The organism is Erysipelothrix piscisicarius (genome assembly GCF_003931795.1).
Classification (GTDB): domain Bacteria; phylum Bacillota_I; class Bacilli_A; order Erysipelotrichales; family Erysipelotrichaceae; genus Erysipelothrix; species Erysipelothrix piscisicarius.
Window position 1 is genome coordinate 1,546,349 of record NZ_CP034234.1, and the last position, 13,053, is coordinate 1,559,401.

Here is a 13,053-nt window from a genome sequence, read left to right on the forward strand (position 1 = left end):
CTATTCATCCCCCTTTCGTAGTTGGCTCTCATAGATTTCTTGATATACATTGCAGGACTCCAACAAGCCTGTATGGGTTCCTTGTCCGACAATTTGACCTTCATCCATGACTAAAATCATATCACTGTCGGAAACAGAACTAATTTTTTGCGCAATACTAATTACCGTAACATCTTCATAAAGACTCTGAACGGATTCTTTAACGCGTTGTTCTGTAGCTGCATCCAATGCACTGGTACTATCATCTAACACAAGAATTTTAGGTTCTACGACAAGAGCCCGTGCAATACACATGCGTTGTCGTTGACCTCCTGATAGATTGGTCCCACCTTGTTGGATTGGGGCCTTAAAGCCTTCTTCTTGTTCCATAATAAAGTCATAGATTGAAGCAGCCTTTGTTGCACGCACAAGATCTTCATGTGTTGCATTTGGATTTCCAAGTTTTAGGTTTGATTCAATCGTTCCAGTAAATAAAACATTTTTTTGCGGAACAAAGCCGAATTGACTTCGTAACGCTTTTAAATCAAGAGTTCGAATATCTTTCCCATCGAGATAAATAGTTCCTTCAGTTACATCAATCAAACGAACCATGAGGTTAATTAACGTTGATTTCCCAGAACCTGTCGATCCAATAATTCCAACGTGCTCACCGGGTTTAATTGCGAAGTTAATATTGGTAAGAATATCACTTGCATCTTCATAATAACGGAATGAAACATTATCAAAATGTATATCCCCTCTTGGATTTTCCGGAAGCGTATCTAAAATTGATGCATTGATAATATCCGGTTCCGTTTCCAATACTTCTTTCAAACGAATTACGGATGCTTTTGATCGTGAAATCATCATTAAAACGTTTGTGATCATCATCATTGAGAACATCGTAAAACGAAGGTAATTAATAAAAACTAATAGATCTCCAATATTAATTAAGTTTTGATCGACAATAAGAAAACTTGATATCCACACAATAAATAGGGTGGCAAAATGAATGGCTCCCATTAATGCAGGATTCATGACCACCATTAAATTCATTGCACTTACGGAAGCATCAAACAACTCACCGTTTTCATCTTTGAATTTATGTGATTCTTCATCCTCGCGTACAAAAGACTTAATAACACGAATGTTCATGAGGGATTCTTGTACTTTTCGATTCATCTTATCGACTTTATCTTGTAACTTTACAAAGCGTGGAAACCCTTCTTTGATTACATAAAAAAGAACGAGAGATAAAACAACTACTGCCCCCAACATAACAAGTGATAAATCTGGACTTATCATGTACGTCATCACAACAGTACTAATAAGAAATACAGGTGCCCGAACCAAAAGACGTAAGCACATCATAATCGTTCGCTGTAAAAAGTTAATATCATTGGTAAGTCGTGTCACTAAAGATGCGGTTTGAAATTGTGACATATTTTTTAACGAAAAGGTTTGGACTCGTTTAAAAATATCACGACGTAAATTTAACGCAAAATTATTGGACGCTTGGAATGGAAAAATCAATCCAAGCATCGCAATCGCGGCACCCAGCAAGGCTAACCCCACCATCTTGAGTCCGACATTTAGGATTACTGTAAAATCTTGATCCGCAATCCCTACGTCAATAATCTGCGCCATCAATTGAATTTGATACAATTCGATGAAGGCCACACTACCGACAAAGATTATCCCCAATAACGCGATTGGGATTTCAGGTTTAAAATATTTAAAGAATGTTTTCATTTGTCTCTCTTGCCTCCAATCCTTTAATCATTTCTGTAAGTAACGCTTCTAACTGAAGTTGTTGTTCTGGGTTTAAGTTTAGGAACATTGAGTTGTTTATGGAATCAAAATTTTTCTTTAACTCAACGATTGTTGCTTCTCCCTTATCGGTCAGATAAAGCTGACGACAACGTTTATCATCTTCGGGTATTTCCCGGCGAATAAAATCACCTTGTTCAAGACGCTTGATTGCAATCGACACTGATTCCTTTGTAACCACCAATGCCTCTGCTAACTCTCTTTGGGTCATTCCGGGATTTCGATAGAGTTCAAACAAAAAACGTGGTTGTCCAATATAGAGTCCTAAAGTATCAAGATACGTTTGAACGACACTACGATGTTTTCGCTCTAAAGCACGATAAAGTTTTGATAATACAGATTCCATAATCTTCTCCTTTAGTTAAACGACTAACTAATTATATCAAAAAAGAAAAAGACACTGTGATAAATAAATGAAAGCCGTCCAGAGACGGCTTCCTTAGTGTCTTTAGCCAATGAAGATCAACCATAAAAGTCCATAAATTAATCCTAAAACAAGGAGTAATGCCGGTAAGAGTGTGACAATTGCAGCAATAATCATTGCTGTCGTATCATTTTTCTCAAACTCAACACCTTTAAACTTTTCTTGAATCTCTTCTTCAGTTAGTAATTTTCGCTTTTTTCGTTTATTCAACATAACTATTTCTTTAAATTACATGCAACATAATGGTTTTCGCCAACATTATGCCAATCAACATCTGCAACTGCATTTGTTTTAAAGTTATGGAAATCATAAACATCGTTTTCAGAAGCATAGAGGTTTGCCTCAACTTCTTTACGATCTTTACGTCCACTAATATCCGTTTTTAAGAACGCATTTAATAAGCGTTTTGTATATGGATGTTTTGCATCCGTAAAGATTGCTTTAATTGGTGCAGCTTCAACAATCTTACCACCATACATAACAATAACATCATCTGCCATTTGGCTGATAACACCAAGGTCATGGGTAATAAAGAGAATTGAGGTATTGTAATCATTTTTAAGATCATTCATAAGTTTTAGAATCTCTGCTTGAATGATAACGTCAAGCGCTGTTGTAGGCTCATCCGCAATGAGAAGCTTAGGATTACATGCAAGTGCCATCGCAATCATAACACGTTGACTCATCCCACCTGATAATTGGTGAGGATAGTTTTTTAATACTTTTTCAGGGCGAGGAATTTTAACAGATGCAAGCATCTCAAGTGCACGTTGACTTGCCTCTTGTTTACTCATTCCTTGGTGAAGCATTAAAACTTCACTGATTTGACGTTCAACGGTAAAGACAGGGTTTAGACTAGTCATTGGTTCTTGGAAAATCATCGAAATATCATTTCCACGAATTTTACGTAATTGTTCTTCAGTGTAATCTGAGAGCACTTCACCATTAAAGACAATTTCACCCTCATAAATACGTTGGTTTGACTCAAAAAGTTGTAAGATTGACATCGCTGTCTGACTCTTTCCACTTCCTGATTCACCAACAATACCCAGTGTACGTCCTTCATCAACGGAGAAGGATACACCGTTAACAGCTTTTACTAACCCGCGTTTTGTATCGAAGTAGGTATGTAGGTTTTTAATTTCTAATAAAGCCATGCTTACATACCTCCTTTCTTGTTCTTCGCTTCGGCATTAAGCAGACGACATGCTACAAAGTGATCTGGTGCCACTTCATACCAATCTTTATCTGCTTCACCCGTTTCTTCAAATGTGAAATCGAAAATGCCATTAGGAACAACTTTAAGGAGTTCGGCAATTTCTGCTTCATCTTTTTCCATACGAGGAATTGCTGCAAGCAATTGTTTCGTATAAGGATGTTGTGGATTGCTAAAGATTTCTTCAGCAGGTGCAAGTTCAACCAAATTACCAAAATACATAACACCAATACGGTCACTAATATAGCGAACCACACCCAAGTCATGTGTAATAAAGAGGTATGTTAGGTTATGTTCATCCTTAAGATCTTGAAGTAAGTTAATAACTTGTGATTGGATTGAAACATCCAATGCACTTACCGCTTCATCACAAACGATAAACTTAGGACGAAGTGCTAATGCACGTGCAATCCCAATACGTTGACGTTGTCCACCTGAAAATTGGTGAGGATAACGGTGAATAAATTCTTTCTGAAGTCCACATTTTTCCATTATATCAATAATGTATTCATTGTATTCATCACTGTTTGCATCCTTGAAGAGTTTATGAGCAATCAGCCCCTCTCCAATGATGTTTCCTACGGTAAAACGAGGATCAAGTGAAGAATATGGATCTTGGAAAATAATTTGTAAATCCTTACGTAAGAAACGCATCTCTTGTTTATTTAATGATGATAAATCGATACCATCATCAAGTAAAGATTCATATTCTTCAAAATTATCATGAGATGATAATTTCGCCTTCATTTCGTTAATAACCACATTAACGTCATTCAACTCTTTTTGCGCTTGTTCTAATTTTTCTTTTAAACTTGTGACATTACCATTCGCTTTTTTATCGTGCATGGTATTGCGTAATGTTTCCATTTCAAGTTCTTTATGTAACTTCGCAACAGCACTCCCTTTTTGATATTTTGAGAGGAGTAAATTGCTTACTTCATTCAGATTATCATGAACAAGAAGCCCACCGGCAAGACGGAAAATATTTCCGTAAGTTGTCTCATATGCAATCTTCAAAAGACGCAATGATTCATTAAGTTCAATAAATTCTTCGCCTGATGTTCCTTCAATTTTTGATTCAAGGTCTTTAATCGCTTGGTATTCCGCATCATGTTTACCAAAAACTTTTGGTATTGATTTGTATACTCCGCGTACGTACTCAGGCATCATTTCTTCAATTGTTTCACCATAATAAAGTGATACACCACCTGTTTGATCGTACAATTGAATTAATGTACGACCAAACGTGGATTTACCACAACCTGATTCTCCAACAAGTCCTAATGTTTCGCCTTCAAAAATTTCAATTGAGATATCTTTGTTCGCTTTTACATATTCTTGTTTACGTTGGAAAATACTTGATTTTTTGATTGGGAAATATTTTTGTAAGTGTTCAACCTTAATGAGAACGCGATTATCTTTATTTTCCATTATATAATCCCATCCTTACTTTTTAATTTTACTGTATTTGTCATTTTATCTACCATCCCCTATTTCTGGTTCGACTTCGGATCCATAGCATCACGAAGTGCATCTCCCATTAAGTTAACAGACAAGGCTGTAAGCATAACGCAGAGTGCTGGTAGAAGCCATTGCCACCAGTAATTTTCAATAACTGTTGTATTTGCAACACCATTAAGCATATTACCCCATGATGGTGAAGGCGGCTTAACACCAAATCCTAAATATGAGAGTCCGGCTTCTGTTAGCAAGCTGGAAGCATATCCAAGCGTCATATTAACAATAATAAAGTTAAATACACTTGGTAAGATATGGCGAATAATAATTGTTTTTTCTTTTAATCCTAAAGCGCGTGCGGCAAGAACGAAATCTTTCTCACGTTCAGCTAGGATTTGTCCACGTACAAGACGTGCAACACCCGGCCACGAGATAACCCCCAAAATAACCATAATCATCGCAAGACGTTGTGGTTGTGTTGTTGATGAAGGTAATAAAGCCGATAAGGTAATTGCAAGCGGCAAGAATGGGAAAGCACTAATAACTTCAGCAATACGCATTAATAAGTTATCAACCCAACCACCGTAGAATCCAGCAATTAAACCAACAAGAACACCGATGAGTGTAGAAATAATCATTGAAATCGCTCCAACGGTTAATGAGATACGACCACCGTAAAGCAAGCGTTCTCCAATTGAGCGTCCCATGTCATCGGTTCCCAAGATAAATCCTTTATTTCCCCAACCGTTAATTTGATTATCTTCGCTCACAGCAAATGATTGGAAGTGGTCTGAGAAAATTTGTTTGTTTTTAACGTTTGTTACTGATGTTGGAACATCTGTTAAATTAAATTTGCCCTCACCCCAAGCATAGACGTGACCCGATTCAGTAAGTGCGTTAAAGGATGTTAATGTTGATGAAATTTGAACAACTTTACCATCAAGTTCAGGAACACTTTGGAATTTACCATGTGAACCCCATGTATGAACATTACCATCAGCATCTAAAGCCATTGCTGATGTTTTTGTAAGCTCAACTTGAGTGACTTTAACAGAACCATCTGTTAATTCTGTCGGGATAGCACCAACTTCAGTACCACCTTGACCGAATGCTACTAATGATCCGTCATCAAGTAAAGCGATGATATTAAATTGTCCAATGGCAATGTCTTTAACACGACCTTGGATACTTTTGGGAATATTATCGAGGTTGTTCTCAAGAACACTACCCCATGTATAGATTTTTCCTTTATCTGTAACAATTGCAGTAAAGCGTTTCCCTGCTGCTACTTTAACAATGTTGTCACTACCAAGTTCTTCCATGACATCAAATGGTAGTTCTGTTTGAGAGAAGGTATTTTCACCCACACCAATAAATTGATTGTTTTCGGTGACTGCAACAACAAATTTATCTCCAGATGCTAGTGATTTAATTTTACTATTTTTCGTCTTTTCGACAATTTGATCAACTTTAAATTTCTTATCAGGACGTTGTCCCCAGAAATGTACTTTTCCTGCGTCATCTAATGCAACAGAATAGGAAGTACCACTGCTAATTGTCTCAATGTTTTTCCCTTGTATTTCCTTGGGAATATTTAAATACTTCGTTCCTGGAGCAAGGTTATTTAATACGGTTTCATGTTCGTATGAGTTATACGGTCTGAATGTCGTTGTCCCAAAAACAATCGCAAAAATTAACACAAAACCAATAAGTCCCGTTACTCCAAGTTTGTTTTCAAAAAAGTTTCTCGCAATTTGTTTTGATGGGCTGATAACCACATCTTCTGCGATTAAATCTTCAAGTTCTTCGCGTCGTTGTCCACCACTCTTAAATAGATTAGCAAACATCGATTTGATACTTGACCAAAATGAATTTTTCTTATTATTGTCCATATCAAAATCCCCTAATCTAATTTAACACGTGGGTCAACCATCGCGTATCCAATATCCATAACAATGTTTGAAACGAGTGATAAGATTGCGTAGAACATGTTCATCGCTAATACAAGCATGAGGTCACGACTACCAACTCCTTGAATCAAGACGTTTCCAATCCCGTTCCACGAGAAGATTTGTTCAGTAATTGCGGCACCCCCAAAAATACCAGCAATCGAACCTGCAAGAACCGTTACAACTGGAATTAGAGCATTTCTAAACGCATGCGAATAGACAATGACTTTTCCTGATAACCCTTTGGCACGTGCAGTACGAATATAATCACTGTTTAACACTTCAATCATTGCATTTCTGACATATCGAATTGTCGATGCAAATGAACCAATGGTTAATGTGATAATTGGTAAGGCTGCATAACGGAACCATTGCCCCACATATGCAATCCCTGTAGTTCCAGCAAGTGGCATCCCACCTGTAGGGGAGATGCTTAATTTAATTGCAAAGAAGTAAATTAACAAGATCGAGATTAACAATGTTGGCATTGACATTCCGACAAGTGAAAAGACTTGCCAAAATTTATCAAATTTTCCGCCACGATTCACGGCTGATTTAATACCTACAATAATTGAAATAACAAACGCAATTGTTGTAGAAATTATATTAAGAAATACTGTATTTTTAAGAGGTGTTGCAATAACCTCTTTTACGGGTTTATTTTTAGAAGTTGAAATTCCTAAATCACCCGAAAGTGTGTTTTTTACCCAACGAACATATTGTTCTGGGAGTGGCTTGTTATGACCGATGCGCTCTGCAGCCTCATCGTAAGCCCTTTGGTATTGTTCTGGATCTTTGATCGCTGGGTTTATCATTCCTATTACGGGATCACCAGGCATCATTTTCACTAATGAAAACAGCATGATTGAAATGATGATCACAACAGGAATCAACGACATAATCCGTTTTATCATATACTTAAACATCGTTTTTCTCCTTTTAACACGACTATAAGAAGTGCCGATTGACACTTCTTATAGTACTTACATTCAATTATAACTCAAATTATCCTTCGATTGAGATATATTCCATAGTTTTTGACCAGTCCATCTCTGGTGTTACTTTTTCTAAACCTTTAACACGGTTTGACGCGATGTCATGGTATAGATTTGAGTAGAGAGGATTTGGAACAAGAGGTCATTCCAAAGTTGGAAGTATTCAACAACTGCTGCTGAATAAGCTTCACGATTTCCTGGTTCAATACGACGTACCTTTTCAATAGCTGCATCAAGTTCTGGATCTGAAATATCACTCCAGTTTAAACCTGTTCCAACATATTTTGAATGGTTTTGCCATGGATCATAAAGTGATGTGAATGATGTTGCAAGGTTAAATGCATTAAAGTCATTCTCTTCACGTCCTTGCATGTATGCACCTAAAGTAGCAAATTCACCTTGTTCAATGTAGTATTCCATACCAGCTTTTTCAGCTGCAGGAACTAATTGAGATACAATTAAATCTGTTACTGAGTTCTTCTCAGAACCAAAGTGTTTTACAACAAGTTTATTTCCATCTGCATCATAACGAGCATAATCTTTACTTGCTTTACTTGCATCAAATGGTGTAACACCATCTTTTTCGAATTTGTAGATTGATTGATCTAGTAATTCGTTTGCTTTAGTAATGTTGTAAGTATAGTCGATAAGTGAACTTTCAATCTTGTCCTTGTTATCTTTATAGAACCATTGTGATAATCCGAATGGTCCATTAACTACAGAACCGTATCCACCAGCAATTTTTTGAACAAATTCGTTACGGTTTAACATGTAACCAATTGATTGACGTACTTCTTTGTATTGAGTTGGTCCTTTATTTGCTTTTAATGTGATGTTACCAAATCCATTACGTGGATAGTTAACAGTTTGTAATTCAAGTTCTTTTGCTTTATTGATGTATTCACCCTCGATGTTTCCTGGTGATAAATCAACTTCACCTTTTTCGATCGCTTGTACTGTAACGTTTGAGTCAACTTGACGGATTACAACTTTTTCAACTTCTGGTTTTTGACCTTCGTAGTTTCCTACATATTGATCATTTTTAACAAGAATTGTTGTACCATTTTCATAGCTTTCTAACTTATACGCACCTACTACAACAGTTGGTTTGTATCGTTCAGTTGTTGAAACATATTCAACAGCTCCTTGAATTTCTTCAGGTGTGTTGTCGAATGCGTTTCCTTCAGCATTTAATTTAGCATCCTTAAACCAAACATGCATTGGTTCAGGTGAGATATCAGCTTTACTTGCTTCAAAGTAGTATGGCAAGTTTGCTTTATCGATTGTTAATGAGAATGTATTGTCGTCGATTAATTTAACCCCTTCGAAAACTTTTGATTCCCCTGTGCTATATGCGTTATAACCTAAAAGTTCATCTCCGGTACTTTCCATTGATGCAACTTTCATCCAAGCTGGATGTGCACGGAACAACATAGCCATAACGTAGTCTTTAGCTGTGATTTCTGTTCCATCAGAGTATTTATTGCCACCTTTGATTTTGAAGGTATAAGTTTTATTTCCTTCGCTGTCTGCTTTAACTTCATGGCTTTCTACGAAGTTAGGATTTGGCTTGATCTCTGAAGTATCGCGATCAATATAGAAAACGCTTGCACCTAAGTGCATTAAGTTAGTTGCCCATCGGTCATAGGCATTCGATCCGAACCCTTCCACAAAATCACCATTTTGTGAAGCAGGGGCCGCAACCGTTAATGTACTGGATGAACCTTGTGATCCACAACCAGTAAGAACCAATAACGCTGCAACGAATGCAATCATTAATTTTTTCATGGTAATTCTCCTCCTTTTGTTGTCAAACATTGATACAGATAAGTGATACTGTATGAATGTATTATATAGGATACAGAAAATTTGTCAATTGATTTTTCAGTATATTATCAATTTTATGAAAATAAATCATAAAATCTCTGAAACAATTTACATTTGCTGTTATTCTATGAAATATCCACTGTTTAGTGCGTTTAATGACGAATATTTTAAGTTGTATGAATATTTATCATGAAAAGTAATTCTAATATATCACAAAAAATCCATAGTTTGGCGTGAAGCGTCCGAAATACCTGAAACAACTTTCAGAAATTAATACAAGATAATACAAAAAAACTACAAATTCGAATGAATAAAATAAGGATGCTTTCGCATCCTTATTATATAGATTAAATATGAATTGGCAATCCGAGTGAAATTTCAGATGCATCCATAACTGTTTCTGATAGTGTTGGGTGAGCATGGATTGTTAGAGAAAGATCTTCAACATTCATGCGTGCTTCAACAGCTAATCCGATTTCAGCAATAATATCACTTGCTCCAACACCGGCTACTTGTCCACCAAGTAGTAATCCTGTGTCTTTTTCTGATATAAGTCTTACGAATCCTTCAACTGCATTAAGTGAAAGTGCACGACCGTTTGCACCAAATGGGAATTTTGATACTTTAACTATTAATCCTTGGTCTTTAGCTTCTTTTTCAGTTAATCCAACAGTTGCTAATTCAGGGTCTGTGAAACATACCGCTGGAATCGCAACATAGTCGATTTCTGAAGGTTGGCCTGAGATTGCTTCAGCAGCAACTTTTGCTTCGTATGAAGCTTTGTGCGCTAATGCTAAACCTGGAGTTACGTCACCAATAGCAAAGATATGTTTTTGGCTTGTACGTCCTTGTTTATCTACAGTAATAAGTCCACGTTCGTTTGTCTCAACACCGGCAACTTGTAAGCCAAGATCATCTGTGTTAGGACGACGTCCAACTGTAACCATAACGTAATCTGCTTCGATTGTAGCGGGTTTGCCATATACTTCATAACTAACAACAACTCCATCTTTTGTTTCTTTAGCATCTTTTGCCATAGCATTATTTACGATTGTAACGTCTTTTTTCTTAAATTCGTTTTCAACAAGTTTAATCATGTCTTTATCGAATTGAGGTAAGATTGAAGGCGCTCCTTCAAGAATTGTAATTTCTGATCCTAAATTAGCATAAACACCTGCTAATTCTGAACCAATATAGCCTCCACCGATAACAACAAGTTTCTTAGGAATTTCTTTTAAGTTTAATCCACCTGTTGAGTCAATGATACGTTTTCCAAATTTAAATCCTTTGATTTCAATTGGACGACTACCTGTTGCAATAATACAGTGTTTAAATGTATATGATTGAGCTGACTCATCATTTACAACACGTAATTGATGCGTGTCATTAAAGAATGCTGTACCACGGATGATTTCAACTTTATTTTTCTTTAATAACATAGCAATTCCAGATGTAAGTTTATTAACAACTTGCTCATCTTTCCATGCTTGTGTTTTTGTAAAATCAATTTTAACATTTTCGGCTGTAACACCAAATGTTTCTGAATTCATTGATTCTTGGTATCGATGACCTGCATTAATTAACGCTTTTGAAGGAATACATCCAACATTAAGGCAAACGCCACCAATATTATCTTTTTCAATAATTGCTACTTTTTGTCCTAATTGAGCTGCACGAATTGCCGCAACATATCCACCAGGACCTGAACCAATAACAATTGTATCTAATTCAAGAGCTAAATCTCCTACTACCATGTACTATTCCACCTTCCAATTAAGATTCCATCAATAGAAGCTCAGGATTGTTTAACAATCTCTTGAGTTCGTTCATGGCATTTTGTGCTAGGGCACCATCGATGATACGGTGGTCGAAGCTTAATGATAATGCTAACATATTTCCAACGCCGATTGTTCCATCTGCTAGAACAACTGGTTTCTTATCAATACTTCCTACACCCAAGATCGCTACTTCTGGGTAGTTGATGATTGGTGTAAACCAGAGTCCACGTGCTGATCCAATATTACTAATTGTAATTGAACCATCGCGCATATCTGCTCCAGCTAATGTATTATCATTTGCTGCGGCTGCCAATGTTGAGATTTCTTTAGCAACTGTAAAGATTCCTTTTGAATCAGCATTTTTGATATTTGGAACATATAAACCGTGAGGTGTATCTGCTGCAAAACCAATGTTAATGAAGTTTTTGTAAACAATTTCTTGTGTTGAGTCATCAACACTTGAATTTAAGATTGGGTATTTACGCACAACTGCAGTTAGCGCCTTAACAATGTAAGGTAAGAATGTTAGTTTAACATCTTGTGCAGCTGCAATTTCTTTGAATTTCTTACGGTGATTTACAAGTTCTGTAACATCCACTTCGTCAAATAATGTAACGTGTGGTGCTGTTGCCTTACTTGTAACCATTGCTTTAGAAATTGCTTTACGTGTTGGTGTCATTTTTTCACGTGTAGTTGATCCTGTAACAACAACTGGAGCTGGTTTAGCTGCAGGTTTTGCTACTGGTGCTGTTTCAACGGATGGTGTAGCTTCCACGACTGGAGTTTCAACTGCTGGTGCAGCTGCGCCGCCTGCGATAAATGCTTCAACATCTGATTTACGGATATGTCCGTGTTTACCTGTTGCTGTAACAAGTGTTAAATCAACATTATTTTCACGTGCAAACTGACGAACCGATGGCATTGCTAGAACGCGTCCAGCAATTTTATTTTGTGCAAACGATTCACCATTTCCCGCAACAGCATGGCTTGCAGTTGCAACTGGAGCTGCTGTTTGTGCAGGAGTTGATGCTGGTGCATGTCCTTCTGCCGCAAATTCAACGAGTGGTTGTCCAACTGTTGCCACTGTACCCGCTTCAATCATGATATTCATAATTTTTCCAGATACTGGGGATGGGATTTCTTGAACAAGCTTATCATTTTGAACTTCTAATAGTGGTGCATCTTCTTGGATGTCATCACCGACTTTAACGAACCATTGTACAATTTCACCTTCAGCGATACCTTCACCCACATCTGGCATATTAAACACAAATGATCCGGCAGCTGCTGCAGGTGCAGGTGCTGCTGTCTCTTCTTTAGCAGGTGCAGATGCTACTGCGCCTTCTGCTACGATTTCAACGAGATCGTCACCAACTGTAGCTACAGTTCCTGGTTCGACCATAATTTTTGTAATTGTGCCTGATACTGGGGATGGGATTTCTTGAACGAGTTTATCGTTTTGAACTTCTAATAGAGGTTCATCTTCTTTAATTGTGTCGCCTTCTTTAACGAACCAACTAACGATTTCTCCTTCAGCAATTCCTTCACCTACGTCAGGCATTTTAAATATAAATGACATTATGCACTTCGCCTCCTA

General features: G+C 37.0%; 10 protein-coding genes. All 10 read right to left on the bottom strand.

All coding sequences use genetic code 11. The features are described from left to right. The 10 genes from EEI45_RS07665 to EEI45_RS07710 all read right to left on the bottom strand — a co-directional run bounded on the left by EEI45_RS07665 (position 1) and on the right by EEI45_RS07710 (position 13,035). Positions 1–1,731, bottom strand: coding sequence for an ABC transporter ATP-binding protein (locus EEI45_RS07665; protein ID WP_125164778.1), 1,731 nt, complete (start codon positions 1,729–1,731; stop codon positions 1–3). Continuing rightward, on the bottom strand, positions 1,715–2,155 hold the full coding sequence (locus EEI45_RS07670; RefSeq protein ID WP_125164779.1) for a MarR family winged helix-turn-helix transcriptional regulator: 441 nt from the start codon (positions 2,153–2,155) through the stop codon (positions 1,715–1,717). The genes EEI45_RS07665 and EEI45_RS07670 overlap by 17 nt, the downstream gene beginning before the upstream one ends. A gap of 102 nt (positions 2,156–2,257) precedes the next feature. Then, positions 2,258–2,446, bottom strand: coding sequence for a hypothetical protein (locus EEI45_RS07675; protein ID WP_125164780.1), 189 nt, complete (start codon positions 2,444–2,446; stop codon positions 2,258–2,260). Between the two features lie 2 nt (positions 2,447–2,448). Beyond that, positions 2,449–3,390, bottom strand: coding sequence for an ABC transporter ATP-binding protein (locus EEI45_RS07680; RefSeq protein ID WP_125164781.1), 942 nt, complete (start codon positions 3,388–3,390; stop codon positions 2,449–2,451). Between the two features lie 2 nt (positions 3,391–3,392). Further along, the gene (locus EEI45_RS10035) at positions 3,393–4,880 is read right to left on the bottom strand and encodes an oligopeptide/dipeptide ABC transporter ATP-binding protein (protein WP_125164782.1); all 1,488 of its coding nucleotides are present in this window, start codon (positions 4,878–4,880) and stop codon (positions 3,393–3,395) included. 59 nt (positions 4,881–4,939) lie between these two features. After that, positions 4,940–6,799, bottom strand: coding sequence for an ABC transporter permease subunit (locus EEI45_RS07690; RefSeq protein WP_125164783.1), 1,860 nt, complete (start codon positions 6,797–6,799; stop codon positions 4,940–4,942). Between the two features lie 11 nt (positions 6,800–6,810). Continuing rightward, positions 6,811–7,782, bottom strand: a complete 972-nt coding sequence (locus EEI45_RS07695; protein WP_125164784.1) for an ABC transporter permease — start codon at positions 7,780–7,782, stop codon at positions 6,811–6,813. 141 nt (positions 7,783–7,923) lie between these two features. Next, positions 7,924–9,639 carry an ABC transporter substrate-binding protein gene (locus EEI45_RS07700; protein WP_228410325.1) on the bottom strand — a complete coding sequence of 572 codons (1,716 nt, stop codon included), beginning with the start codon at positions 9,637–9,639 and terminating at the stop codon, positions 7,924–7,926. Positions 9,640–10,025: 386 nt separating this feature from the next. Further along, on the bottom strand, positions 10,026–11,432 hold the full coding sequence (lpdA, locus tag EEI45_RS07705; RefSeq protein ID WP_125164785.1) for a dihydrolipoyl dehydrogenase: 1,407 nt from the start codon (positions 11,430–11,432) through the stop codon (positions 10,026–10,028). A 19-nt stretch (positions 11,433–11,451) separates the two neighbouring features. After that, a complete protein-coding gene (locus EEI45_RS07710; RefSeq protein WP_125164786.1) occupies positions 11,452–13,035 on the bottom strand; it encodes a dihydrolipoyllysine-residue acetyltransferase in 1,584 nt (527 codons plus the stop codon). Between the last annotated feature and the right edge of the window lie 18 nt (positions 13,036–13,053).